The sequence below is a fragment of the Stenotrophomonas maltophilia genome (assembly GCF_039555535.1).
In the GTDB taxonomy this organism is placed as follows: Bacteria; Pseudomonadota; Gammaproteobacteria; order Xanthomonadales; family Xanthomonadaceae; genus Stenotrophomonas; species Stenotrophomonas maltophilia_Q.
In genome coordinates, this window is record NZ_CP154630.1 from 4,384,967 (window position 1) to 4,410,630 (window position 25,664).

18 protein-coding genes are annotated in these 25,664 nt (G+C 67.2%); 7 read left to right on the forward strand and 11 right to left on the reverse strand.

The annotated features are described in order from the left end of the window. Positions 1–32: 32 nt before the first annotated feature. Positions 33–1,607, forward strand: a complete 1,575-nt coding sequence (locus tag AASM09_RS20180; protein WP_049428996.1) for a sensor domain-containing diguanylate cyclase — start codon at positions 33–35, stop codon at positions 1,605–1,607. A gap of 34 nt (positions 1,608–1,641) precedes the next feature. Here the strand turns inward: AASM09_RS20180 and AASM09_RS20185 are convergent, their stop codons facing one another. After that, a complete protein-coding gene (locus AASM09_RS20185; protein ID WP_049428997.1) occupies positions 1,642–2,529 on the reverse strand; it encodes an energy transducer TonB in 888 nt (295 codons plus the stop codon). 66 nt (positions 2,530–2,595) lie between these two features. Continuing rightward, on the reverse strand, positions 2,596–4,326 hold the full coding sequence (gene aceK, locus AASM09_RS20190; protein ID WP_049428998.1) for a bifunctional isocitrate dehydrogenase kinase/phosphatase: 1,731 nt from the start codon (positions 4,324–4,326) through the stop codon (positions 2,596–2,598). Positions 4,327–4,567: 241 nt separating this feature from the next. On the opposite strand from aceK, the gene AASM09_RS20195 reads away from it, so the two are divergent. Further along, the gene (locus AASM09_RS20195) at positions 4,568–5,305 is read left to right on the forward strand and encodes a KilA-N domain-containing protein (RefSeq protein WP_238378648.1); all 738 of its coding nucleotides are present in this window, start codon (positions 4,568–4,570) and stop codon (positions 5,303–5,305) included. A gap of 153 nt (positions 5,306–5,458) precedes the next feature. On the opposite strand, the gene AASM09_RS20200 is transcribed toward AASM09_RS20195, so the two are convergent. The 9 genes from AASM09_RS20200 to AASM09_RS20240 all read right to left on the reverse strand — a co-directional run bounded on the left by AASM09_RS20200 (position 5,459) and on the right by AASM09_RS20240 (position 14,402). Continuing rightward, entirely contained in the window at positions 5,459–5,818 is a 360-nt protein-coding gene (locus AASM09_RS20200; RefSeq protein WP_049424080.1) for a hypothetical protein, read from the reverse strand. A gap of 53 nt (positions 5,819–5,871) precedes the next feature. Then, positions 5,872–6,288 carry a roadblock/LC7 domain-containing protein gene (locus tag AASM09_RS20205; protein ID WP_049429000.1) on the reverse strand — a complete coding sequence of 139 codons (417 nt, stop codon included), beginning with the start codon at positions 6,286–6,288 and terminating at the stop codon, positions 5,872–5,874. Then, a complete protein-coding gene (locus tag AASM09_RS20210) occupies positions 6,281–6,829 on the reverse strand; it encodes a GTP-binding protein (protein ID WP_049429001.1) in 549 nt (182 codons plus the stop codon). The genes AASM09_RS20205 and AASM09_RS20210 overlap by 8 nt, the downstream gene beginning before the upstream one ends. Then, entirely contained in the window at positions 6,822–7,784 is a 963-nt protein-coding gene (locus AASM09_RS20215) for a hypothetical protein (RefSeq protein ID WP_049429002.1), read from the reverse strand. The genes AASM09_RS20210 and AASM09_RS20215 overlap by 8 nt, the downstream gene beginning before the upstream one ends. 362 nt (positions 7,785–8,146) lie before the next feature. Beyond that, entirely contained in the window at positions 8,147–10,369 is a 2,223-nt protein-coding gene (locus AASM09_RS20220; protein WP_049429003.1) for an NADP-dependent isocitrate dehydrogenase, read from the reverse strand. A gap of 337 nt (positions 10,370–10,706) precedes the next feature. Then, a complete protein-coding gene (locus tag AASM09_RS20225) occupies positions 10,707–11,219 on the reverse strand; it encodes a hypothetical protein (RefSeq protein ID WP_049429004.1) in 513 nt (170 codons plus the stop codon). A 45-nt stretch (positions 11,220–11,264) separates the two neighbouring features. Then, positions 11,265–11,558 (reverse strand): LysM peptidoglycan-binding domain-containing protein, encoded by a 294-nt coding sequence (locus tag AASM09_RS20230; RefSeq protein WP_005411287.1) that lies wholly within the window; start codon positions 11,556–11,558, stop codon positions 11,265–11,267. A 174-nt stretch (positions 11,559–11,732) separates the two neighbouring features. Further along, the gene (gene queF / locus AASM09_RS20235) at positions 11,733–12,551 is read right to left on the reverse strand and encodes an NADPH-dependent 7-cyano-7-deazaguanine reductase QueF (protein ID WP_049429005.1); all 819 of its coding nucleotides are present in this window, start codon (positions 12,549–12,551) and stop codon (positions 11,733–11,735) included. Positions 12,552–13,082: 531 nt separating this feature from the next. After that, on the reverse strand, positions 13,083–14,402 hold the full coding sequence (locus AASM09_RS20240; protein ID WP_049427338.1) for a M20 family metallopeptidase: 1,320 nt from the start codon (positions 14,400–14,402) through the stop codon (positions 13,083–13,085). A 187-nt stretch (positions 14,403–14,589) separates the two neighbouring features. Between AASM09_RS20240 and AASM09_RS20245 the strand changes: the two genes are divergently transcribed. The 5 genes from AASM09_RS20245 (at position 14,590) to AASM09_RS20265 (ending at position 25,576) form a co-directional block, all read left to right on the forward strand. Next, positions 14,590–15,834, forward strand: a complete 1,245-nt coding sequence (locus AASM09_RS20245) for an efflux RND transporter periplasmic adaptor subunit (RefSeq protein ID WP_049427327.1) — start codon at positions 14,590–14,592, stop codon at positions 15,832–15,834. Between the two features lie 74 nt (positions 15,835–15,908). After that, a complete protein-coding gene (locus AASM09_RS20250; protein ID WP_049427329.1) occupies positions 15,909–19,142 on the forward strand; it encodes an efflux RND transporter permease subunit in 3,234 nt (1,077 codons plus the stop codon). A 31-nt stretch (positions 19,143–19,173) separates the two neighbouring features. Then, the gene (locus AASM09_RS20255; protein WP_049427330.1) at positions 19,174–22,296 is read left to right on the forward strand and encodes an efflux RND transporter permease subunit; all 3,123 of its coding nucleotides are present in this window, start codon (positions 19,174–19,176) and stop codon (positions 22,294–22,296) included. 152 nt (positions 22,297–22,448) lie between these two features. Continuing rightward, positions 22,449–24,626: a YccS family putative transporter gene (gene yccS / locus AASM09_RS20260; protein WP_049427333.1), complete on the forward strand. Its 2,178-nt coding sequence runs from the start codon at positions 22,449–22,451 to the stop codon at positions 24,624–24,626. Positions 24,627–24,781: 155 nt separating this feature from the next. After that, positions 24,782–25,576, forward strand: coding sequence for an SDR family NAD(P)-dependent oxidoreductase (locus tag AASM09_RS20265; protein WP_049427340.1), 795 nt, complete (start codon positions 24,782–24,784; stop codon positions 25,574–25,576). The last annotated feature ends 88 nt before the right edge of the window (positions 25,577–25,664 follow it).

Below are 25,664 nucleotides of genomic sequence, written 5' to 3' on the forward strand. Positions count from 1 at the left end.
CGGGTCCAGCCTCCTGCCGGATCCGTCGACGCATGCGAACGCTGTCTCCCCGCCTCAACCTGGGCAAGCTGATCCTCGCCCTGGCCCTGCTCAGTGCCATCATCGCGCTGGCCAACACCCTGCTGGCCAGCTACCGGGTGCAGCGCGACCAGCTGGTCGGCAATACCTTGGAAGCCAACCGCGTCTACGCCACCAAGCTGGCCGAGACCACCCAGAACTTCCTGCTGGCTGCCCAGCAGGAACTGGCCTACGCCGCCACCCGGCTCGGCCAGGGCAATCTCGATCCGGCGCAGGCCCAGGACGAAGCCAGCCGCCTGCAGCTGCAGACCAACAGCTTCAACTCTTCGCTGGTGGTGGATGCCGACGGCCTGGTGATCGCCACCTCGCCGCAGACCCTGCAGCTGCAGGGCGAAGTGCTGCACAGCGTCGGCAACAACGCCGCACTGGCCGCGCGCCAGCCGATGATCAGCGACCCGTACCAGTCGGCCACCGGCAAGCTGCTGGTTTCGCTGTCACACCCGATCTTCGACCGCCAGGGCCGCTATCGCGGCTACGTCAGCGGCACCCTGTACCTGCGCCAGCGCAGCGCGCTGCACACGCTTCTGGGCAAGCACTACTACCGTGATGGTTCCTACCTGTACGTGGTCGACCGTCATGGTCGCCTGCTGTACCACGCCGATGGCAAACGGGTGGGCGACTACGTGGTCGGCAACCCCGCGGTGAAGGCCGTGGTGCGTGGCGAGCGCGGCGCGCAGCAGGTGCGTAACAACCTGGGCGTGTCGATGCTGGCCGGCTACGCGCCGGTGGCGGCCACCGGCTGGGGCATCATCGCCCAGCGCCCGACCGAGGCCACGCTGCAGCCGCTGTCGCGGTTGATGACCGCAGTGATCTGGAACGCGATTCCGCTGGGCCTGCTGTCGCTGCTGATCACCTGGTGGTTCGCCCGTCGCATCTCGATGCCGCTGTGGCAGCTCGCACGCAACGTGCAGGGTGGCGAAGACACCGGCAACGCGATCAACCACGTCAGCGGCATCCGCGCGTGGTACTTCGAGGTCGCCCAGCTGAAGCAGGCGGTACTGCACAGCTTCAATGCGCTGCAGGACCGCATCGGCACGCTCAACCGCGCCAGCCGCACCGATCCACTGACCGGCCTGCTCAACCGCCGTGGCCTGCAGCAGGCGCTGGATGCCCTGCAGGTACAGGGCATCCCGTTCGCGATCCTGGCACTGGACATCGATCGCTTCAAATCGATCAATGACAACCACGGCCATGATGTCGGCGACGCCGCCATCGTCCATATCGCCGACCAGATGCGCCGCTACTCGCGCGACAGCGACATCCTCTGCCGCGCCGGTGGCGAGGAGTTCCTGCTGCTGTTGCCGGGCATCAGCGCCGAGTCAGCGCGACAGGCTGGCGAGCGTCTTCGCCAGCACATTGCCGACCATCCGTTTGAGCCGGTCGGCACCATCACCGTCTCGCTGGGCGTGGCCCATTTCCCAAGCTTCCACATCGACGCCGAGCAGGCGCTGCGACTGGCCGACAAGGCGCTGTACCTGGCCAAGGAACAGGGCCGCAACCGGGTGGTGGTCTACCCCTACGCCGATTGACGCGGAGCCGGCCTGGCCGGCTCCGCAGTGATCGTCAGCCCTGCTCCAGCGGCGTCAGCAGGCGCAGGCCGCGCTTGGCGCCGTCCACCATGTAGATGCCGCCCTCGGGCAGCAGGTCGCTGCCGGCCTGCTCGATCGCATCTGCCTTCCGCCACGGCACGGCCTGCCGCGGGCCCGGAATGAAGGCACGCCAGCGGCCATAGCGCTCCGCTCCATTGGGATCATCGTTCAGGCCGAAATTCACCGGTATGCGTACCGTCCAGCTGTCGCGGGTGCTGGCTTCGCCGGTAGTCGGTGGCTTGAACGTCCACTTGCGGGCACTGCTGACGGCGGCCCTGGCCAGGATCTCGCGCATCTTGGCAAGGGCGCGCTCGCGTCCGACCACGGTCATGTTCACCTGCTCGGCGACGACATCGGCCACCGTGCCATCACGCGCGATCCTGACCACCAGCAGCACTTCACCCTGCCCACCGCTCCGATAGACCTCTTCCGGATAGCGCGGGGGAGTCATGCGCCCTTGGGTCACCGAATCGGTGGCCTTCTCATCGTACTCGCTGAAATTGACGCTGGTCATGCTGACTTCGTAGCCACCATCGGCCATGGCCTTGCCGCGCAGGCGCACCCGCAATGGCGCACGTGCCGCCACCGCCTTGCCATCGCGCAGGGTGGGTTCGAAGCGCCAGCCACCGATGGTGCCCTCCACGAAGGACGCGATGCTCGGAGACAGCATCGACTTCTGGTCCAGTACCAGTGAACTGACCGCGCCCTCGGGCGTGACCTCGATATGGCCAGAGAGCACCATGCTCATCTCCGCGGTGGCACGCACCGCGCGCGTGGTCTGTGCGCTGGCATCGCCAGCAAGCAGGGGAGCGCCGGCACCGACGGCCAACGCGAGAGCGAGGAACAGGGGGCGACGCATCATTGCCGGATCCTTGGTGATGAGTGCCGAGCGTAGCGCAGTCTTCACATCCGGGACAGTCCGGCCTGGCTACGCCAACCGGTGCGCGCCAGCATAGGGCGGTGTATCCGGATAGTCACCGCGGGCGAAGCGCTCCTGCAGGCCCTGCCACCACGCCGGATCGAACAGATGCCGGTAGTGCTCGCGGACCGCGGCCAGTTCACCCGCCGGCAGGCCCATGAACGGGCCGAAGCGTTCGGGGAACACATCGCGCGGCCCCACATGGAACCAGGGTTCGTCAGCCAGTGCTTCCTCCGGTGTGCGCGGCTGTGGCCAGGCGCGGAACACGCAGTCGCTGACCAGGCACAGTTCGTCGTAGTCGTAGAACACGGCCCGGCCGTGCCGCGACACACCGAAGTTCTTCGGCAGCATGTCACCGGGGAAGATGTTGTTGCGTGCCATGTCGGTGATCGCCTGCGCGTAGTCGAGCACCGCTGCACGTACCGCCTCCCCGCCCTGCTCGCGCAGGTACAGGTTCAATGGACGGAAACGGCGCTGCACGTAGCACAGTGCGATCTCCACCTCGTCGCCATCGACGCGCACGCTCTGTGCACACTGCTGCAGCAGTTCGTCCAGCAGTGCAGGAGCGAAGCGGTCGCGTGGGAAGCGCAGGTGGCGATAGGGCTGTGCGTCGAGCAGGCGGCCGACGCGATCGAGGTTGAACACCAGCGCGTACTTCTCTTCCACCTGCTGCCGCGACATCGCCTTGGGCCATGCGAAACGGTCGCGGATCAGCTTGAACACCAGCGGATAGCTGGGCATGGTGAACACCGCCATCACCATGCCCGGCGTGCCTTCGGCATGCACCAGCCGCTCCTGCGGATGCTCGTTGAAGTGGCGGAAGAAGGTGCGGTAGCGCTCGGTCTTGCCCTGCTTGGCACGGCCCAGCACGGTGTAGATCTCATCAATGGGCTTGCCCGGCAGCAGGCTGCGCAGGAACACTACGGCATCACCTACCGTGGCCAGGTTTGCCTGGAAGTAGCTGCGCGACACGCCGAACAGATGGGCGACGTCGCGGCGCCGGGTCAGTACCGCGTCGGCACGCAGTCCACGCTCATCGTTGACCAGCGCGATCACGCAGGGTGAGAAGCGGTGCTCGCCGAACACGCGGCCGACCAGATAGGCGCGGCGCTCGCGATAAAACACGGTGTCGAGCAGCTCGACGCTGCGCACGGGTGTATCGCCCCAGTGGGCCAGGTCGTCCTGCAGGCGCACGGCGATGGCCGCCGCGCAGCGCAGCTGGTGCGCATACGGAATGTCGAAGCGATAATCGGCCAACGCGCGCTGCAGGGCCTCCACCGGCCGCGTCGGCGAAACCGCGTAGGTATGCCGCGCGACCGGATGGGTGATCGCATCGGACGGCTCGACATCAAAGGCGATGAACTCCAACGCCGGATCCACGCCGCGGGTGGCGAACATGCGCCGCGACAACGTGTTGTAGAAGGTCTTGTACAACTCGGCGTCGATCAGTCCCAGCAGCAGCGCGCTGTACTGCGCGTGCACCTGCAGCCATAGCGCACGTTCGCCGATCGCCTCGCCGGCAAGGCGGCGCAGTGCATCCATCTGCTCGGCAATGCACAGGTCGTACAGCGCAATGCGCTCGACCGCATCCTGGCGGGCGCCGGCCCAGTCGCGCTGCTCGAAGCGCTGCCGCGCGCGGGCGGTCACGCCTGCGAATCGAGCGTGGTAATCCTCGAAGCCATCGCGGATGGCCACCGCGATGCGCGGTGCCAGCTCGGCAGCAATGTGAGGCTCGGACATGCAGGACTCACCCGGTAGGACCGGCTTCACCATACGCTGGCGTGGGGTGGCTTGTGTAGAGCCGGGCCCATGCCCGGCCCGGTTCACCGCAATCTGCCCGAAGCACAGCCGAGCGTCGGCCCGGCTCTGCCGGGGCAGGCCCCTTGCGTCCCACGAAAACGCAACGATTCCTACAGACCCCGGTCCACCGCGTTGCCTACCCTTTCAGGCTCACAACGGCACGAGGTGACGCATGCAGCAAATGACCCTGATCCCACGCATGGAGGAAGGCAACGTAATCCCGCAGCGGGTGCGAGACGGCTACATCAGCGCCACCGCGCTGTGCCAGTCCGTGAACAAGCGCTGGTCCGACTACCGGGCACTGAAATCGACGGAGGAGTTCCTGCAGGAGCTCACCCTCCAGACCGGGCTGGCCGAGCACGAACTCATCCACGTGGTCTCCGGCGGAATCCCGACCATGCAGGGCACCTGGATCCATCCCTATCTGGCCATCAACCTGGGCCAGTGGCTGTCCCGCAAGTTCGCGGTGAAGGTGGCGCAGTGGGTGGTGGAATGGCAGCAGGGTCGCGCCAACGCGGTGATGCCCGTGCATATCGAGCGCTACATGCAGAACCGGGCCAGGGTGCCGTACACCCACTTCTCGATGCTCAACGAGCTGACGTTGAACCTGATTGCACCGCTTGAACAGGCTGGCTACACCCTGCCGCAGGCGCTGGTGCCGGACATTTCCGAAGGGCGCCTGTTCTGCAAGTGGCTGAGGGACCAACGGGGTGTCGACACCGATGCACTGCCGACGTATGACCACACCTACCCGGATGGGCGCACGGTGCCGGCCAAGCTGTACCCCAACGAGTTCTACGAGGACTTCCGCCGCCACTTCAATGAAGTATGGCTCCCCGAGAAAGCACCGGCGTACTTTGCAGCGCGCGACAGCAAGGCGCTTTCGTTCGTGGCCGCGCTGCTGCTTCCGGCGAAGTGACTGCGGCTGAAAGCAGCCGAGCATGGCTCGGCTCTACAGATGCGAAGCGCAGCCGAGCATGGCTCGGCTCTACAGATGCGACGCGCAGCCGAGCATGACGTTTCGCTCTCCTGTGGAGCCGAGCCCATGCTCGGCTCCACAGAAGCCGGCGCTTCAGATCGCCAGATCGGCCTCCACGTCCTGCACCTTGCGCCGGGCCAGGGCCAGGTTGGACTTGGTACGGTCGAGCACGATGTAGAAGAACAGCCCCTTCTTCTTCGCCACCGGGCGCATGATGTGGTACGCCTTGCCCAGCGAGATCAGGATGTCCTCGATGCTGTCGTTGAGATTCAGCGATGCGGCGGTCTTCATCTTGGCGCGGATTACTTCAGTGTTGCCGGCGGCGGCCACTTCCATGTCCATGCCGGCACCGGCCTCGCCCAGCAACATGCCGCTTTCGTAGTCGACCAGCGCCACTGCCTGCGCGCCGTCGATGCCCATCAGTGCGTTCAACGATTCATTCAATCCAGCCACGTCGCACCCCTTGTCGATGTTGGTTCGAGCCCCTCGTTCCCCTGCGGCCGGGCTCACGATCCGCCGAGTTCAGCCAGGATCGCCTGGCCACATTCCCTGCTCTGCCACAGCACCTGGCCGATCACGCTGCGCTGGTCGCAGGCCGCCATCAGCAGCAGCGGCGCGCGCCCTTCGGCCTGGATCGCCAGCATCAGCACCTTGCCGCCCGCGGCCTCCAGCATCAGCGTCTGCAGATCACCCAGCACCAGTTCGCGCCCCACCGCTGCGGCCAGCGCCAGCATCGCGCTGGTCATCGCTGCCAGGCGTTCACCACGCCCTTCGGCACCGGCACTGACCAGGGCGAAGCCATCGACACTGGCCAGCACCACCGTGCGTACGCCTTCCACCCGCTGCCGCAGGTCCTGCAGCAGCGGCTGCAGGCGCTCACGCTGGCCGGCATCGGGCAGTACCGCCACCTGCCCGTCAGCCATGCGCGGCCACCAGTGCGTGCGCTTCCATCTCACCCATCAATACATCCATCAGCAGCAATCCCTGTTCGCGGTCGCGGGCATCCACTGCCAGCAAGGGCAGCGGTTGATCATCGAGGCTGGCGCGTGCAGCCCAGTCATCCAGCGCGGCGTGCGGCGCCTGGTCGAGATGGGTGACGGCCACCACCAGTGCCAATGACGATGCGAACGGCCGCAGCACCTGCAGGTAATCCTCCAGTTCGGCAACCACGCCCGCGCGCCGCGCGTCCAGAAGCAGCACGGCGCCGCGGGCGCCCTGCAGCAGGATCGGCCAGAGGAAATCGAAGCGCTGCTGGCCCGGCGTGCCGTACAGGCGCAGACGCTCGCCATTGGGCAGGTCGATATCGGCATAGTCCAGGGCGACGGTGGTGGACGCCTTGTCGGCACCGACGCGGTCACTGTTGGCCACATCGGTATCGATCACCGCCCCGGCCGCGATGCTGCGCACCAGGGTCGATTTGCCACTGCCCATGCCACCGAGCACCACCACCTTGTGCTCACGCATTGCGCTCGCTCCCGCGCAGGTGCCGCCACAGGCGGGCGAGCAGGCCGTTGTCGGTGCCGGCAGCACCTGCCGACAGCGCTACCGCCGGCGCTGCCTGCAGCTGCGCATAGCCGCACAGGTAGGCGGCATGGATGAAGTCGCGCACGGCAGCGGCTGGCAGCTCGAGCAGCATCGCGCACTCGTCCACCGTGCACGCGCGCTTGAGCAGCAGCGAGCACAGCCGGAAGCCATCGTGGTCATGGCCCAGCACACGGAAGTCGGGCCAGCGCAGCAGCTTCACCGAAGCACCACGCAAGCGCTCGTCCAGCGCCTGCCAATGGCGGCTGCGCTGTGCCCACTGCCACAGCAGGGGCCGCAGCGGCTGCCGCGGCCGATCAGCGGCCAGGGCCTGCAGGCGCGCTGGCGTGAGCGCATCCAGCTGCAGGCGTTCGAAGGCATCGGCCAGGCGTTCGACCAGCGCAGCGGCAGGCTCCTGCAGCAGCACCGCCTGGTCGTGCTCCAGGTCCATCAGCAGTATCGGCTCGCCGGCATCGCAGAGCAGGGCCTGGCCCTGGCGCAACGGCAGCCGCTCGCGCAGGAGGCGGGTGATGGCGTGTGCACCATCGGCCAGGCGGATCGGTGCGGGTGCCTGCATGGCCAGAGGCTCCACTGCCAACTGCATCCCGCGCAGCGCGCGGCCGATGGCTCCGTCATCAAGTACGTCCTGGTGGCCATCGCCGTCGCGCAGCTGGCCCCCCAGATCCTCGATCCAGCACTGCAGTCGCGGTCGTTGCTGGCGCATGCGCAGGGCTGCATTGCGCAGCGCCGGTGTATCGCGGATGACCAGCAGGTCGCAGTCGTCCAGGTCCTGGCTGCGACGGATCTGGCCATCAGGCAGGGCCGAGGCCAGTCGCAGCCGCTGCAGCAGGGCTTGCTCGCCCTGGATGTCGGTTCCCACTACCAGCACGCGTGCCATCGGTGTTCCCCGTGCGACCACCTCCCCGGTGGTCTCGCGTCGCCAAGGCTAGGGCATCGCTGGAGGCAACCGTCGTGATCGATTGCTCAGATTGAAGGCAACTGCAAACCCGTGCCGATCCATTCTGCGACCGCCATCGCGGGCAAGTTTCATGCCCTCTTGACAGCATTACGCCGGTTGACGGATTTCGCGGTTCTGGTCGCCGGGGGATGGGGTCGGAGCCCTCTGCGGGCAGAGGGATCCGACCCCCAAAGCAGATTGGGGTCAGATCCCTTTTGCGCGCAGAAGGGATCTGACCCCGGAGGCAAAAAGAAACCCGCGCCGAGGCGCGGGTTCCGGTGTCACGACCAAGCGGCGATGTATCAGCCGCGCAGCTGCTCCAGCGCGGCGTTGAAGGTCGCGCTCGGGCGCATCGCCTTGCCGGCCTTGGCCACGTCCGGGCGGTAGTAGCCGCCGATGTCCACGGCCTTGCCCTGCACAGCGATCAGCTCTTCAACAATCTTCTGCTCGTTGTCGGTCAGCGCCTTGGCCAGCGGTGCGAAGCGTGCCTTCAGCGCAGCATCTTCGTCCTGCGCGGCCAGCGCCTGGGCCCAGTACAGCGCGATGTAGAAGTGGCTGCCACGGTTGTCGATGCCACCCAGCTTGCGCGACGGCGACTTGTCGTTGTCCAGGAACTGGCCGTTGGCTTCGTCCAGCGCCTTGGCCAGCACGCGGGCGGCGGCATTGTCGTAGCGGTTGCCCAGGTGTTCCAGCGACGCGGCCAGGGCCAGGAACTCACCCAGCGAATCCCAGCGCAGGTAGTCCTCTTCAACGAACTGCTGCACATGCTTCGGGGCCGAACCACCGGCACCGGTCTCGAACAGGCCACCACCGGCCATCAGCGGCACGATCGACAGCATCTTGGCGCTGGTGCCCAGCTCCATGATCGGGAACAGGTCGGTCAGGTAGTCGCGCAGCACGTTGCCGGTCACCGAGATGGTGTCCTCGCCCTTGCGGATGCGGTCCAGCGAGAACGCGGTGGCTTCCACCGGCGGCAGGATGCGGATGTCCAAGCCGGCGGTGTCGTGGTTCTTCAGGTACTGCTCGACCTTGGCGATGACCTGCGCGTCGTGGGCGCGGGCGGCGTCCAGCCAGAACACGGCCGGGGTGCTGCTCAGGCGAGCGCGCTCGACGGCCAGCTTGACCCAGTCCTGGATCGGCGCGTCCTTGGTCTGGCACATGCGCCAGATATCACCGGCTTCCACGGCATGTTCGAAGACCACGGTGCCGGCGTCGTCGGTGACCTTGACCACGCCGTCGGCGGCGATCTGGAAGGTCTTGTCGTGCGAGCCGTACTCCTCAGCCTTCTGCGCCATCAGGCCGACGTTCGGCACCGAGCCCATGGTGGCCGGGTCGAAGGCGCCGTGCGCCTTGCAGTCGTCGATGACGGCCTGGTACACGCCGGCGTAGCAGCGGTCCGGAATGACCGCCTTGGTGTCCTGCAGCTTGCCTTCGGCGTTCCACATCTTGCCGGAGTCGCGGATCATCGCCGGCATCGAGGCGTCGACGATCACGTCGCTCGGCACGTGCAGGTTGGTGATGCCCTTGTCCGAATTGACCATGGCCACGCCTGGACGCTGTGCGTACTCAGCGGCCAGGTCGGCTTCGATCGCGGCGCGGGTGGCTTCCGGCAGCGACGGCAGTCGCGCGGCCAGGTCGCCGATGCCGTTGTTGGCATCGAAACCGGCCTGCTTGAGCACGTCGGCGTGCTTGGCCAGCACGTCCTTGTAGAACTCGTTGACCGCCACGCCGAACATGATCGGGTCGGAGACCTTCATCATGGTCGCCTTCAGGTGCAGCGAGAACAGCACGCCCTGGGCCTTGGCATCGGCAATCTGCTCACCGATGAACGCGGCCAGTGCCTTGCGGCTCATCACCGCGGCATCGACGATCTCGCCGGCCTTGACCGCGGTCTTTTCCTTCAGCACGACGGCGCTGCCGTCCTTGCCGTGGAAGGTGATCTTCAGCGAACCGGCATTGGCCAGGGTGGCCGACTTCTCGCTGCCGTAGAAATCGCCGGCGGCCATGTGCGCGACATGCGACTTCGAATCCGACGCCCAGGCGCCCATGCGATGCGGGTGCTTGCGCGCGTAGTTCTTCACCGACAGCGGTGCGCGGCGGTCGGAGTTGCCTTCACGCAGCACCGGGTTCACTGCACTGCCCTTGACCTTGTCGTAGCGCGCCTTGTAGTCGCGCTGCTGGTCGTCAGCCGGGGTTTCCGGGTAATCCGGCAGCGGGTAACCCTGGTCCTGCAGTTCCTTGATGGCCGCCTTCAGCTGCGGCACCGAAGCGGAGATGTTCGGCAGCTTGATGATGTTGGCGTCCGGGGTGGTCGCCAGCTGGCCCAGCTCGGCCAGGTCGTCGCTGACCTTCTGTGCATCGGACAGCAGTTCCGGGAACTGCGACAGGATGCGGCCGGACAGCGAGATGTCACGGGTTTCCACCACGATGCCGGCAGTGGCGGTGTAGGCGTCGACGATCGGCAGCAGCGACTGGGTGGCCAGGAACGGGGCTTCGTCGGTCAGCGTATAGAGGATCTTGGACATGGGGGACTTGGACTCTGTAGCAATGCTCAGGGGAAGGCCGGCGCCAGCGCCGGGCCACGTGCAACCGTGTCGCTTTCCCCCGTCGCCGTCAGGGTGGGCGCGCGGCGGGGAAACCCCTGCATTGTCGCGTTTTCAGCCGCGCGGGGCAAAGCCGCGCCATACGCGGCGGTACTGCACGGCGGCAACGGTGTGATCCATCCACGCGTGGATGAAACCCAGCCCCAGCATCGGTAGATCCACGCCATGCGTGGATGAAGCCAACCGTCGCCCAATAAAAAAGGACGCAGCCTCGCGGCTGCGTCCATCGTGAGTCCTGCCGGGAGAGAGTCGGCAGGACTTACTTGACCTCGAACTCCTGCGGCGTTCCGGCCGCCTTGCCATCGACCATGACCTCGGCGCGGTACTTGCCGGCCGGCCAGCCCTTTGCATTCTTGAACGTGACGTTGGTGGTCTCCGCGCCGCTGGCATTCAGGGTCGCGGTCTGTTCGCCGGCCACCTGGCCGTCCTGGAAGGTCAGCTTGGCGCCGACATTGACGTTGTTGGCAGCGCCATCGGTCTTGACCGAGACGATGACGTCATCCTTCGGCGAGAACAGTGCAGCCGGGGTGACCGACTTGTCGGCGGCAGCGGTCTTGCCCACGGTGACTGTGGAAACGCTGACCGCAGCAGCTTCCGCCATCGGCGGCGGTGCACCGGTCATCGGCGCCGGCGCTGCCGGCTCGGCTGGAGCCGTGGCAGCCGGAGCGGCGTTGGTGTCGGTCGACTCTTCCTTCTTCTTGCAACCGACCAGGGCGACACTGCCCAGCAGGGCGGCGATCAGGGCGGTCTGGAGCGGGGTGGTCTTGATCATTCGGGGTTCCTCCCAGGGATTGTCGGACGGCGTTCGAACGCCGGCTTACTTCGGCGGCAGCTTCAGGGTCTGGCCCGGGAAAATCTTGTCCGGGTCGTCAAGCACATCTCGGTTGGCTTCGAAGATCTTCTTCCAGGCGTTGGCGTCGCCCAGATGCTGCTTGGCGATCTTCGACAGCGAGTCGCCCTTCTGCACGGTGTAGGTGCCGCCGCTGACGATCTCGGCGGTGCTGTCCACCGAAGCGCTGACGCCGGAGAAGTCCGCCTTCGGCACCTGCTCGGCGGTACTGTCGACGCTGGCGCTGACGCCGGAGAAATCGGCTTTCTTCTCGGTACTCATCCACAACTCCCGTCTGCATGACTACGTGGCTCGCACGTTGCCATGGCGGTTGTTAAACGGGGATGGTGCAGATGTGAAGCCGCCCCGGGGGGCGGCTGAACAATCGAGGCGGAAGGTGGCCGCTGCGCTCGCCGGGCGTGGCCCGGCGCTACCCGTAACCGCCTGCGGCGGCGGTTACTGGCGCAGTTCGCGGTAGGTCGCTGCCGGGGCGACGATGCCGGGGCTGGCGCGCCACGGGTTGATGTCCAGGCCGCCACGGCGGGTGTAGCGGGCTTCCACTTCCAGCCATTGCGGCTGGCAGCGCGCGGACACCTCGCTGAAGATCCGCTCAACGCACTGCTCGTGGAACTCGGCGTGTTCGCGGTAGCTGACCAGATAGCGCAGCAGGCCGGCACGGTCGATCCTCGGCCCGCGGTAACGCAGGCTGACCGTGGCCCAGTCCGGCTGGCCGGTGACCGGGCAGTTGGACTTCAGAAGCGCCGAGACCAGGGTCTCTTCCACCACTTCACCGGCATCGGCCGAGAGGAAGTCGGCCTGCGGCGGGCCGTAGCAGTCGATCTCCAGTTCCAGCCCGTCGATGGATTCACCGAGTGGCGTCTCGCGCAGGCCCGGCAGGCCGAACTCGACCTGGACCGGCGCACCGGCGCAATCCGACAGATCCGCCACGATGCGCGCACGCAGTGCCTCGGCGCTGTCGATGCGGGTGCTGTTGAGGGAATTGAGGTACAGCTTGAACGACTTCGATTCGATCAGCCGTGGCGAGGTGCACGGCACCTGCACGGTGGCCACGGCCACCTGCGGCTTGCCGCGCGGGTCGAGCCAGCTCAGCTCGAAGGCATGCCAGCGGTCGTGGCCGACGAACGGCAGCGCGGCGTCATCGAGACCGATCTCGGCGCGGGCGCCGCTGCGGGGGATGGGAAACAGCAGGCCGGGATCGTACTGCGACGGGTAACTGACCTCGCGACCGAGGCTGGAATCCTGTGGGGTGTTCATGGCGGGCATTGTATCGCGCGGAGGGCGGGCCTTCGGCCGGGCCGGCCAACGGCGGAGCCCCTCCGTGGTGGTTGTGTTGCCGGATGCCGGGGTTGGCCGGGAGGGTGGCTTGGCTGGGGGACGCCGTGAATCCGTCCATGGAGGCTCGGTCGCCGCATCCATGCGGCTCACGCCCCCAGCCAACCCACCCTCCCGGCCACGGACAATTTCCCGCGCCACCACGGGAAAGATCAGAAAATCAAAATCAAAATCAAAAGCCGATCCTTCAGACGTTCATGACGTCCGCCGTGTCGACCAAGGTCGACACCCACCAAAGCAGGATGTCGTTCCGGCAGCCCGCGGGAAACTGTCGAAGGCGGGGTGGGTCCGGTTGAGGGGGTGTCCGCGGCATGGATGCCGCGGCCAAGCCCCCAAGGACGGGTTTACGGCGTCCCCCTCAACCGGACCCACCCCGCCATCCCACGGAATGCCCGCTTTTGACGTTGACGTTGATTTAGGCGGGTGCAGGGCTGCAAGCCCTGCCGGCACCCCTCACCCCGCAGGAGTGCCGGCACCGTGCAGGTAATCCAGGCTCACCTGCAGCAACGCCCGCAGTCCCACATCCAGTGCCTTCTCATCCAGCAGGAACTTCGGCGAATGGTTCGCCGGCGCCGTCGCCGGGTCGATGCCCACGCTGGTCGAACCCACGAAGAAGAACATGCCCGGCACTTCCTTCGCGTACAGCGAGAAATCCTCCGCGCCCATCTGCAGCGGCGGCTCGTACACATTGTCCTTGCCCACCACCGCCTGCAGGCTCGGCAGCATCTTCGCGGTCAGCGCCGGGTCGTTCACCGTGGCCGGGTTGCCTTCCGACTCGTAGATGTCGGTTACCGCCTTGGCACCGTGCGCGGCGGCCGTGTGCTCGGCCACGTTGCGCAGGTCAGCGAAGATCTGCTGGCGCATACCCTCGTCGAAGGTACGAATGGTGCCGACCATTTCCACTTCATCGGGAATGATGTTGTAGCGGATGCCACCGTTGATCGCGCCGAAGGTCAGCACCGCCGGCTGCTTGGACAGGTTGGCGCGGCGGCTGACGATGGTCTGCGCGGTGCCGACCAGATCGGCGGTGGCCACGATCGGGTCAACGCCGTTCCACGGCGCCGACCCGTGCGTCTGGCGACCGATCACCTTGATCCCGAAGCGGTCCGAGGCGGCCATCAGCGGGCCACCGCGCACCGCGATCTGCCCGGCCTGGACACTGGAGAACACGTGCAGCCCGAACACCGCCTCCGGCTTGAAGTCGGCGAACAGGCCTTCCTTCAGCATCAGTGCGGCACCGCCCTCTTCCGGCGGCGGCGCGCCTTCCTCGGCCGGCTGGAAGATGAGCATCACCTGGCCCGGCAGGTCCTTCTTCATCGACACAAGCGCTTCGGCCACGCCCAGCAAGGTGGCGGTGTGTGCGTCATGGCCGCAGGCATGCATCACGCCTACGGTCTGGCCGCGGTACTGGTCGGTGGCCTTGGAGGCGAACGGCAAGCCCGTCTGCTCGGTCACCGGCAGCGCGTCCATGTCCGCACGCAGGGCGATCTTCGGGCCGGGCCTGCCGCCCTCGATGATCGCCACCACGCCGTGGTGGGCAATGCCGGTCTTCGGCTTCAGGCCCATCGCACGCAGGCGCTTGGCGACCTCGGCCGAGGTGCGCGCCTCGCGGTTGGACAACTCCGGATGCTGATGGAAGTCCCGGCGCCATTCGACCACCTTGGCCTGCAGCCGCTGCGCAGCGGCAGTCACTTCCGGGCGCTGCCCGTCCTGGGCGTGAGCAAGGGCCGGCAGGGCCAGCAGCAGGGCGGACAGCAGCAGCGAACGGCGCATCGCAATCTCCACAGCAAGAAGGTTCCAGCTGAATGTAGGGCAACACCGGCGCCACGGGAACCTCCCGCGGGGGATCCGGTCTTAGCGCCCGTCCCATCCGTCATGCAGGAAACGTGATGTGGCACAGGTATGCTTTGCGCATTGCCGCCGGCGTCCCGCCCGGTCCAGCCCTCTCGGAGTCCTCGTAATGTCACGTGTTTGGAAGATCGTGCTGCTGGTCGTGGCGGTTCTGGTGCTGGCCGTGGTTGGCCTGCGCGTCATCGGCGGGGGCAAGGACAAGGCTGGAAAGCCAGCGGCGGGCGCGCGCCAGGGTGGCGAAGACCCGGATGCCGGCCCGGTGCCGGTCACCGTGGTCGAGGCCACGCGCCAGGACGTACCGGTGTATGCCAGCGCGCTGGGCACGGTTACGGCAATGAACACCGTCACCGTCAGCCCGCAGGTCGGTGGCCAGTTGATGAGCCTGAACTTCCGCGAAGGCCAGGAAGTGAAGAAGGGCGACGTGCTGGCAGTGATCGATCCACGCACCGCCCAGGCCAGCTACGACCAGGCGGCGGCGGCCAAGCGCCAGAACGAGGCGCTGCTGGCCACCGCGCGCTCCAACTACCAGCGCTCGAATGCGCCGGAGTATCGCCAGTTCGTCGCCAAGACCGATCTGGATACACAACGAAACCAAGTGGCACAGTACGAGAGCGCAGTCGCGGCGAACGAGGCCAGCATGCGCTCGGCGCAGGTGCAGCTGCAGTACACCAAGGTCACCGCACCGATCACCGGCATCGCCGGCATCCGCGCAGTCGACGCCGGCAACGTGGTCAATGCCGGTACCGCCCTGGTCACGCTGACCCAGGTCCACCCGATCCATGTGCTGTTCAACCTGCCCGAACGCCAGCTCGGCGACGTGCGCCAGGCGCAGGCCGCCGGTGCGGTGCCGGTGGCAGCGCTGGACCGGGCCGATTCGCACGTGCTGTCCGGTGACGGCAAGCTGGACGTGGTCGACAACCTGATCAGTGCCGACAGCGGCACGTTCAAGGCGCGCGCGCTGTTCGACAACACCGACAACGGCCTGTGGCCGGGCCAGTTCGTCAACGTGCGCATGCAGCTGCGCACCATCGGCGGTGGCGTGGTCATTCCGACCCAGGCCGTGCTGCGTGGGCCGGACGGCGAGTACGTCTACGTCGTGCAGGGCGACAACACGGTGAAGATGCAGACCGTGCGCAGTGGCGTGGAAGTGGGCGACAGCCAGGTGCAGATTGCCGAAGGCCTGAAGGGCGGCGAGCGGGTGGTCAGCGAAGGCCAGTTCCGCCTGAAGCCGGGCAGCAAGGTCACCGCGCTGAAGCCGGGCGAAACCCCGGCCGCACCGACCGAGGCCGAGCTGAAAGCGGCCGAGCAGAAGAACGGTGGCGGCGGTGGCCGTCGCGGTGGTGGTCCGCGCTGAGCGCAGGCCACGGTTCTCCCTCGCGCCGGCGGACCTGCCGGCGCCGACATTGAAGTGCCAGCAAGGATCAGTCCGTGGGCTTTTCGACGATCTTCATCCGCCGCCCGATCGCTACCTCGCTGTTGATGGCGGGCCTGTTGCTGCTGGGCATCCTCGGTTACCGCAAGCTGCCGGTGTCGGCGCTGCCGGAAATCGATGCGCCCAGCCTGGTGGTCACCACCCAGTACCCCGGCGCCAACGCCACCACCATGGCCTCGCTGGTCACCACGCCACTGGAGCGCCAGTTCGGACAGATCTCCGGGCTGGAACTGATGACGTCGGACTCGTCGGCCGGGTTGTCGACGATCATCCTGCAGTTCTCGATGGACCGCGACATCGACATCGCCGCGCAGGACGTGCAGGCGGCGATCCGCCAGGCCACCCTGCCCTCGTCGCTGCCCTACCAGCCGGTCTACAACCGGGTGAATCCGGCCGACGCGGCCATCGTCACCCTGAAGCTGACCTCCGACACGCGCCCGCTGCGTGACGTCAACAATTACGCCGACTCGATCCTGGCCCAGCGCCTGTCGCAGGTGCAGGGCGTGGGCCTGGTCTCGATTGCCGGCAACGTACGCCCGGCCGTGCGCATCCAGGTCAATCCGGCGCAGCTGTCGAACATGGGCCTGACCCTGGAGCAGCTGCGCAGCGCGCTCACCCAGGCCAACGTCAATGCGCCGAAGGGCTCGTTGAACGGCAAGACCCAGTCCTACAGCATCGGCACCAACGACCAGCTGGCCAGCGCTGCCGAGTACCGCGACACCATCATCAGCTACAAGAACGGCCGCCCGGTGCGGTTGTCCGACGTGGCCGAGGTGGTCGATGGCGTGGAGAACGACCAGCTGGCGGCCTGGGCCGATGGCAAGCCGGCGGTGCTGCTGGAAGTGCGCCGGCAGCCGGGCGCCAACATCGTGCAGACCGTCGAGCGCATCCGCGCGATCCTGCCGCAGCTGCAGGGCGTGCTGCCGGCCGACGTGCACCTGGAGATCTTCAACGACCGCACCGAGACCATCCGCGCCTCGGTGCATGAAGTGCAGTTCACCCTGATCCTCACCATCGGCCTGGTGGTGGCGGTGATCTTCGTGTTCCTGCGCCGGCTGTGGGCCACGATCATTCCCTCGGTGGCAGTACCGCTGTCGCTGGCCGGCACCTTCGCGGTGATGGCCTTCGCCGGCATGTCGCTGGACAACCTCTCGCTGATGGCGCTGGTGGTGGCCACCGGCTTCGTGGTCGACGATGCGATCGTGATGATCGAGAACATCGTGCGTTACATCGAGCAGGGCAAGAGTGGCAAGGAAGCGGCCGAGATCGGCGCGCGCCAGATCGGCTTCACCGTGCTGTCGCTGACCGTGTCGCTGGTGGCGGTGTTCCTGCCGCTGCTGCTGATGCCCGGTGTCACCGGTCGCCTGTTCCACGAGTTTGCCTGGGTGCTGAGCATCGCCGTGGTGCTGTCGATGCTGATCTCGCTGACGCTCACCCCGATGATGTGCGCCTACCTGCTCAAGCCCGACGCGCTGCCCGAGGGCGAAGACGCGCACGAGCGCGCAGCGGCGGCCGGCAAGCAGAACCTGTGGACGCGCACCGTGGGCCTGTACGAGCGCAGCCTGGACTGGGTGCTGGACCACCAGCGCGCCACCCTGGCCGTGGCCGGCGGCGCGCTGGTGCTGACCGTACTGCTGTATGTGCTGATTCCCAAGGGTCTGCTGCCCGAACAGGACACCGGCCTGATCACCGGCGTGGTGCAGGCCGACCAGAACATCGCCTTCCCACAGATGGAACAGCGCACCAGGCAGGTGGCCGAAGCGCTGCGCCAGGACCCGGACGTGACCGGCGTATCGGCCTTCATCGGCGCGGGCAGCATGAACCCCACGCTCAACCAGGGCCAGCTGTCGATCGTGCTGAAGGAGCGCAGCCAGCGCGATGGCCTGGAGGAGATCCTGCCGCGCCTGCAGAAGGCAGTGGCCGGCATTCCGGGCGTGGCCCTGTACCTCAAGCCGGTGCAGGACGTGACCCTGGATACCCGCGTGGCCGCCACCGAGTACCAGTACTCGCTGTCGGACGTGGACAGCGCCGAAGTGGCCAAGCAGGCCACGCGCCTGACCGAGGCGCTGCGCAAGCGCCCGGAGCTTGCCGACGTCGACAACAACCTGTCCAACCAGGGCCGTGCGCTTGAGCTGAACATCGACCGCGACAAGGCAAGCGTGCTGGGCGTGCCGATGCAGACCATCGATGACACGCTCTACGATGCGTTTGGACAGCGCCAGATCTCGACCATCTTCACCGAGCTCAACCAGTACCGCGTGGTGCTGGAAGTGGCACCGGAGTTCCGCACCAGTACCGCACTGATGGAACAGCTGGCCGTCGCCTCCAACGGCGCCGGCGCGCTGACCGGTACCAACGCCACCAGTTTCGGCCAGGTCACCTCGTCCAACTCGTCCACCGCCACCGGCATCGGCGCGCAGAACACCGGCATCACCGTCGGTGCCGGCAACATCATCCCGCTGTCGGCGCTGGCCGAAGGCAAGGTGAGCAGCGCGCCGCTGGTTGTCAGCCACCAGCAGCAGCTGCCGGCGGTGACGGTCTCGTTCAACGTGGCGCCGGGGTATTCGCTGTCCGAAGCGGTGCGTGCAATCCAGGAGACCAAGGACAGCCTGGACATGCCGACCCACCTGCATGCCGAGTTCATCGGCAAGGCCGCCGAATTCACCGGCAGCCAGACCGATGTGGTGTGGCTGCTGCTGGCCTCGCTGGTAGTGATCTACATCGTGCTGGGCGTGCTCTACGAGAGCTACATCCACCCGATCACGATCATCTCCACGCTGCCACCGGCCGGTGTCGGCGCGCTGCTGGCGCTGATGCTGTGCGGGCTGAGCCTGTCGGTGGACGGCATCGTCGGCATCGTGCTGCTGATCGGCATCGTCAAGAAGAACGGCATCATGATGGTGGACTTCGCCATCGAGGCGCGACGCGCCGGAGCCAACGCGCACGAGGCGATCCGCCGTGCCTGCCTGCTGCGCTTCCGCCCGATCATGATGACCACCGCTGCGGCCATGCTCGGTGCGCTGCCGCTGGCGCTGGGCACCGGCATCGGCTCGGAACTGCGCCGCCCGCTCGGCATCGCCATCGTCGGCGGCCTGCTGCTGTCCCAGCTGGTCACGCTGTACACCACGCCGGTGATCTACCTGTACATGGAGCGCTTCTCCGAATGGCTTGCCCGCCGCCGCGAACAGCGCGCGCTGCGCAACGGTTCGCTGCAGGAGCCGCAGGCATGATCCTCGCCCCGCTGCTGCGGGGGACCGCACGATGAACCTGTCCGGCCCCTTCATCCGCCGCCCGATCGGCACCGCGCTGCTGGCCATCGGCCTGTTCATGGTCGGCCTGATCTGCTACCTGCGCCTGGGCGTGTCGGCGCTGCCGAACATCGAGATCCCGGTGATCTTCGTGCACGCCAGCCAGTCCGGCGCCGATGCGGCGACCATGGCCTCCACGGTCACCGCGCCGCTGGAACGCCACCTTGGCCAGCTGCCGGGCATCGACCGCATGCGCTCGTCGAGCTCGGAAGGCAGCTCGCTGGTGTTCATGATCTTCCAGAGCGGCCACAACATCGATTCGGCCGCGCTGGACGTACAGACCGCGATCAACTCGGCACAGGCCGACCTGCCCTCGGGCATGGGCTCGCCGATGTACCAGAAGGCGAACCCGAACGACGACCCGGTGATTGCGATCGCGCTGACCTCGCAGACGCAGTCGGCCGACGAGCTGTACAACGTGGCCGATTCGCTGCTGGCGCAGCGCATCCGCCAGATCACCGGCGTTGCTTCGGTCGACATCGCCGGTGCCTCGACGCCAGCGGTACGCGTGGACGTCAACCTGCGCCTGATGAACGCGCTGGGCCTGACCGCCGATGACCTGCGCAACGCCGTGCGCGCGGCCAACGTGACCTCGCCCACCGGCTTCCTCAGCGATGGCAACACCACCACCGCGATCATTGCCAACGACTCGGTGGCGCGCGCCGCCGACTTCGCCGACCTGGTGGTCAAGACGCAGGGCGATGGCCGGGTGATCCGTCTCAAGGACGTCGCCAATGTCTACGACGGCCAGCAGGACGCCTACCAGGCCGCGTGGTTCGACCACAAACCGGCGGTGGTGATGTACGTGTTCACCCGTGCCGGCGCCAACATCGTGGAGACCGTGGACCGGGTCAAGGCACAGATCCCGACCCTGCGCGACTACCTGCAGCCGGGCACCACGATGACGCCGTACTTCGACCGTACGCCGACCATCCGTTCGTCGCTGCATGAAGTGCAGATCACCCTGCTGATCAGCCTGGCGATGGTGGTGCTGACCATGGCGCTGTTCCTGCGCCGGCTGGCACCGACGCTGATCGCCGCGGTGACCGTGCCGCTGTCGCTGGCCGGTGCCGCGCTGGTGATGTACGTGATGGGCTTCACCCTGAACAACCTGAGCCTGCTGGCGCTGGTGATCGCGATCGGCTTCGTTGTCGACGACGCAATCGTGGTGATCGAGAACATCATGCGCCACCTCGACGAGGGCATGCCGCGCATGCAGGCGGCGCTGACCGGTGCACGCGAGATCGGCTTCACCATCGTCTCGATCACCGCCTCTCTGGTGGCGGTATTCATCCCGCTGCTGTTCGCCAGCGGCATGATGGGCGCGTTCTTCCGCGAGTTCACCGTCACCCTGGTGGCGGCGATCGTGGTTTCGATGATCGTCTCGCTTACGCTCACCCCGGCGCTGTGCAGCCGCTTCCTCAGCGCCCACGATCACGCTGCGCCGCCGTCGCGCTTCGGCCGCTGGCTCGATGCCGGCCACGAACGCATGCTACGCGTCTACACCGTGTTCCTCGACTTCTCGCTGCGCCACGCGCTGCTGCTGTCGCTGACCCCGCTGATCCTGATCGGCGCCACCGTCTTCCTGTTCGGCGCGGTGAAGAAGGGCGCGTTCCCGCCGCAGGACACCGGCCTGATCTGGGGCCGTGCCAACTCCAGTGCCACCGTGTCCTTCGAGGACATGGTGGCCCGCCAGCGCCGCATCACCGACATGCTGATGGCCGACCCCGCGGTGAAGACCGTGGGCGTGCGCCTGGGCAGTGGCCGCCAGGGCTCCAGCGCACAGTTCAACATCGAGCTGAAGTCGCGCAGCGACGGCCGCCGCGAAACCACCGCGCATGCGCTGGCACGGTTGAGCGCCAAGGCCGACCGTTACCCCGACCTGCAGCTGCGCCTGCGCGCGATCCAGGATCTTCCCAGCAACGATGGCGGCGGTTCCAGCCAGGGCGCGCAGTACCGCATCTCGCTGCAGGGCAACGACCTGGCATCGCTTCAGGAATGGCTGCCAAAGCTGCAGGCGGAATTGAAGAAGAACCCGAAGCTGCGCGACGTCGGCACCGACGTGGACAACGCCGGCCTGCGCCAGAACATCGAGATCGACCGCGCCAAGGCCGCGCGCCTGGGCATCACCGTCGGCGCCATCGATGGCGCGCTGTACGGTGCGTTCGGCCAGCGCCAGATCTCCACCATCTACTCCGACATCAACCAGTACAGCGTGGTGGTCAACGCCCTGCCCTCGCAGACGGCCACACCGGCGGCGCTGGACGAGGTGTACGTGCGTGCGCGCAACGGCGACATGGTGCCGATCACCGCGGTGGCGACCCAGGTACCGGGGCTGGCGCCGTCGCAGATCACCCATGAAAACCAGTACACGACGATGGACCTGAGCTACAACCTGGCGCCGGACGTGAGCATGGGGGAGGCCAAGGCGATCATCGATGCCACGGTGGCCGGCATGCGCATGCCCGGCGACATCCGCCTGGCCGATGACGCCGGTTTCGGCTTCAACTCCGACCCCAGCGACATGCTGATCCTGGTGTTTGCCGCGATCCTGACCGTGTACCTGGTGCTGGGCATGCTCTACGAGAGCCTGATCCACCCGGTCACCATCCTGTCCACGCTGCCGGCGGCGGGCGTGGGTGCGCTGCTGGCGTTGTTCGGCACCAACACCGAGTTGTCGGTGATCTCGATGATCGCGCTGGTGCTGCTGATCGGCATCGTCAAGAAGAACGCGATCATGATGATCGACTTCGCGCTGGTGGCGCAGCGCGAGCATGGGCTGGCGCCGCGCGATGCCGCGCGCGAGGCCAGCATCGTGCGCTTCCGCCCGATCATGATGACCACGATGGTGGCGATCCTGGCGGCGGTGCCGCTGGCGATCGGCCTGGGCGAAGGGTCCGAGCTGCGGCGTCCGCTGGGCATCGCGATGATCGGCGGCCTGCTGTTCTCGCAGAGCCTGACCCTGCTCAGCACGCCGGCGCTGTACGTGATCTTCTCCTGCCTGGCCGAACGCTGGCGGGCACGTCGTGCACGCAAGCGCGAAGCGAAGCTGCTCAAGCGCGCGCAGCGGGCGTAGAAGGGCCCATCCTCGCATGGCGCGGATCGACTGAAACGGTAGCGCCGGGCCATGCCCGGCGGATGCGGATGGTGGGTGCGGACCGACGGTCCGCACTCCATATTTCACGCGCACCCCGCAATAATGGAGCTCGATCCTTCCACCGAGCCTGCATGTCCGCCCGCCAATCCCGCCTCAGCCGCTTGTGGGCCCACGAGAAGGCCAGTTATGGCCTGCGGGTGTTCATCGCCCTGACGGCGGCGCTTGCCGTGTGCTGGCATCTGGACGCGCTCACGGCGCTGCCCGGCGTGTTCCTCGGCATCATCGCCAGTGCCATCGCCGAAACCGACGACAACTGGTGGGGCCGGACAAAGGCGGTACTGCTGTCGCTGCTGTGTTTCTGTATCGCTGCAGCCTCGGTGATCTGGCTGTTCCCGTGGCCGTGGATCTTCATCGGCGCACTGGCACTGTCCACCTTCTGCCTGACCCTGCTCGGCGCACTCGGCGAGCGCTACGCATCCATCGCCCAAGCCACGGTAACGCTGGCGATCTACACCATGATCGGCCTGGAGCAGCATGGCGCTACCGATCTGCACAGCGCGCTGGACGCCGTCAGCCACCTGCTGGCGGGTGCCGTCTGGTACGGACTGCTGTCGATCCTGTGGACCACGCTGTTCGCCAACCGCCCGGTGCGCGAGCGCGTGGCGCGGCTCTACATCGAACTGGGCCGCTACCTGCAGCTGAAGGCCGCCCTGTTCGAGCCGGTGCGCGAGGCCGACCTGCAACGCCGCCAGCTCGATCTGGCCGAGCAGAACCGGCGCGTGGTCGGCGCGTTGAACGAGGCCAAGACGGCGATCCTGGCCCGCTTCGGCCGCTCCGGCCGGCCCGGGGTGAACTCCGGCCTGTACCTGCGCCTGTACTACATGGCGCAGGATTTCCACGAGCGCGCCAGCTCCTCGCACTACCCGTATGGCGCGCTGGTCGACGCCTTCTTCCACAGCGACGTGCTGTACCGCTGCCAGCGCCTGCTCGACCTGCAGGGCCAGGCCTGCGCGCGGCTGGGCGAGGCGATCCGCCTGCGCCGTCCGTTCGTGTATGGCGAAAGCAACCAGCAGGCCGGGCGCGATCTGGCCGATGCGCTGGCCTACCTGCGCGACCAGCAGCGCCCGCAGTGGCAGCGCCTGCTGGGCTCGCTGGACCTGCTGGTGCACAACCTGCGCAGCATCGAGCGCCGCCTGCTGGACGCCGAACGCTCCGAGGCCAGCCTCGACAATGTCGATACGCGCCTGCGCGACAGCAATCCGCACACCCTGCGCGAGATGGGCGTGCGCCTGCGCCAGCAGCTCACGCCCGGCTCGGTGCTGTTCCGCCATGGCTTGCGCATGGCGCTGGCACTGATCGCCGGTTTCGCGGCCATCCGGCTGTTCAACGCACAGAACGGTTCTTGGGTACTGCTGACCATCGTATTCGTGTGCCGACCCAACTTCGGTGCCACCCGCCAGCGCCTGGCGCAGCGCATCGTCGGCACCGTGGCCGGCCTCGTGCTCACCTGGGCATTGCTGCAGCTGTTCCCGCAGCTGCACGTACAGCTGCTGATCGCGCTGCTGTCGGCGCTGCTGTTCTTCTTCACCCGTACCGATCGCTACCTGGTGGCATCGGCGGCGATCACCGTGATGGCCCTGACCTGCTTCAACCTGATCGGCGATGGCTTCGTGCTGATCGTGCCGCGCATGGTCGATACGCTGCTGGGCTGCGCGATCGCCGCCGCCGCCGCGTTCCTGATCCTGCCCGACTGGCAGGGCCGCCAGCTGCATCGGGTGCTGGCGCGGGTGCTGGATACCGCCGCGCGCTACCTCGATTCGGTGCTGGGCCAGTACCGCAGCGGCATGCGCGATGACCTGGCCTATCGCATCGCCCGCCGCGACATGCACAACGCCGATGCCGCGCTGTCCACCGCGCTGTCGAACATGCTGCGTGAGCCCGGCCACGTGCGCCGCAACCTGGATGCCGGCTTCCACTTCCTGGCCCTGTCCAACACCCTGCTGGGCCACCTCTCGGCGCTTGGCGCGCACCGCGACCAGGTGGACAGCTACGCCAGTGATCCGCTGGCATTGGCGGCCGGTGATCGCGTGCGCAAGGCGCTGCAGCAGCTGGCCACCGCCCTGGCCGCACGCCAGCCAGTCGCCGAAGATGACAACGATGCCGATCGCGCGGTGGCCGCCGAGCTGGAACAGATCGATGAGGCGATGCCGCCGAAGCTGCAGCTGATACGCACGCAGATGGCGCTGGTGCTGCGGTTGCTGCCGAAAGTGCGGGCGGCGGCGAATGAGGCAGTGCGTACGCTCACCTGACAACTGCCGCCGGGCATGGCCCGGCGCTACCGGTGCTGCTTCCACGCGTGGCGTGGATCTACTGTGCCGTGCGCAACAGCGCGTTGCGCCTGGCGCTGCATCCCGATCACGTTCCCGCGCGGATACTGGGTGATCCTCTGCTCCTGGACGCCCCCATGAAGATCGAACTCGCCGGCCGCACCGCGCTGGTCACCGCATCCACCGCCGGCATCGGCCTGGCGATCGCCCAGGGTCTTGCCGCAGCGGGTGCGCGGGTCATTCTCAATGGCCGCAGCACCGACAGCGTCGAACGCGCCCGCCAGCGCGTGCTCGCCGCCGTTCCGGGTGCCGAGGTGACCGGCGTCGCCGCCGACCTCTCCGATGCAGCCGGCGTCGATACCCTGCTGGCCGGCCTGCCCAAGGTCGACATCCTGGTCAACAACGCCGGCATCTTCGGCCCCGAGGACTTCTTCGAGACCGAAGACGCCACCTGGGAGCGCTACTGGCAGACCAACGTGATGTCCGGCGTGCGCCTGTCGCGGGCGCTGCTGCCGGCGATGGTCGACGCCGGCTGGGGCCGCGTGCTGTTCATCTCCTCCGAATCGGCACGCAACATTCCCGCCGACATGATCCATTACGGGGTCAGCAAGACCGCGCAGCTGTCGCTGTCGCGCGGCCTGGCCAAGCGCGTGGCCGGCAGTGGTGTCACCGTCAATGCGGTGCTGCCCGGCCCGACCCTGTCCGATGGCTTCGCGGCAATGTTCGAAGATGAACGCCAGCGCAGTGGCAAGCCGCTGGAGCAGATCGGCCGCGAATTCGTCATGGCACACCGGCCGTCTTCGGTGATCCAGCGCACTGCCACGGTCGAGGAAGTGGCCAACATGGTGGTGTACCTGGCGTCCTCGCAGGCTTCGGCCACATCCGGTGCGGCACTGCGCGTGGATGGCGGCGTGGTCGACGATATCGTCTGAAGTTCTGCAGGTGTGCGGGCCAACGGTCCGCACCCACCGACATGGGGTCTGGGGAGATCCACGCCATGCGTGGATCGCCCCACCGCAG

Coding starts and splice junctions, on each gene's coding strand:
- AASM09_RS20180 (WP_049428996.1), top strand. CDS start 33: ATGCGAACGCTGTCTCCCCGCCTCAACCTGGGCAAGCTGATCCTCGCC.
- aceK (WP_049428998.1), bottom strand. CDS start 4,326: ATGTCCGAGCCTCACATTGCTGCCGAGCTGGCACCGCGCATCGCGGTG.
- AASM09_RS20205 (WP_049429000.1), bottom strand. CDS start 6,288: ATGGCTGACGGGCAGGTGGCGGTACTGCCCGATGCCGGCCAGCGTGAG.
- AASM09_RS20245 (WP_049427327.1), top strand. CDS start 14,590: ATGTCACGTGTTTGGAAGATCGTGCTGCTGGTCGTGGCGGTTCTGGTG.
- queF (WP_049429005.1), bottom strand. CDS start 12,551: ATGAACACCCCACAGGATTCCAGCCTCGGTCGCGAGGTCAGTTACCCG.
- AASM09_RS20240 (WP_049427338.1), bottom strand. CDS start 14,402: ATGCGCCGTTCGCTGCTGCTGTCCGCCCTGCTGCTGGCCCTGCCGGCC.
- AASM09_RS20185 (WP_049428997.1), bottom strand. CDS start 2,529: ATGATGCGTCGCCCCCTGTTCCTCGCTCTCGCGTTGGCCGTCGGTGCC.
- AASM09_RS20225 (WP_049429004.1), bottom strand. CDS start 11,219: ATGATCAAGACCACCCCGCTCCAGACCGCCCTGATCGCCGCCCTGCTG.
- AASM09_RS20195 (WP_238378648.1), top strand. CDS start 4,568: ATGACCCTGATCCCACGCATGGAGGAAGGCAACGTAATCCCGCAGCGG.
- AASM09_RS20210 (WP_049429001.1), bottom strand. CDS start 6,829: ATGCGTGAGCACAAGGTGGTGGTGCTCGGTGGCATGGGCAGTGGCAAA.
- AASM09_RS20255 (WP_049427330.1), top strand. CDS start 19,174: ATGAACCTGTCCGGCCCCTTCATCCGCCGCCCGATCGGCACCGCGCTG.
- yccS (WP_049427333.1), top strand. CDS start 22,449: ATGTCCGCCCGCCAATCCCGCCTCAGCCGCTTGTGGGCCCACGAGAAG.
- AASM09_RS20215 (WP_049429002.1), bottom strand. CDS start 7,784: ATGGCACGCGTGCTGGTAGTGGGAACCGACATCCAGGGCGAGCAAGCC.
- AASM09_RS20220 (WP_049429003.1), bottom strand. CDS start 10,369: ATGTCCAAGATCCTCTATACGCTGACCGACGAAGCCCCGTTCCTGGCC.
- AASM09_RS20230 (WP_005411287.1), bottom strand. CDS start 11,558: ATGAGTACCGAGAAGAAAGCCGATTTCTCCGGCGTCAGCGCCAGCGTC.
- AASM09_RS20265 (WP_049427340.1), top strand. CDS start 24,782: ATGAAGATCGAACTCGCCGGCCGCACCGCGCTGGTCACCGCATCCACC.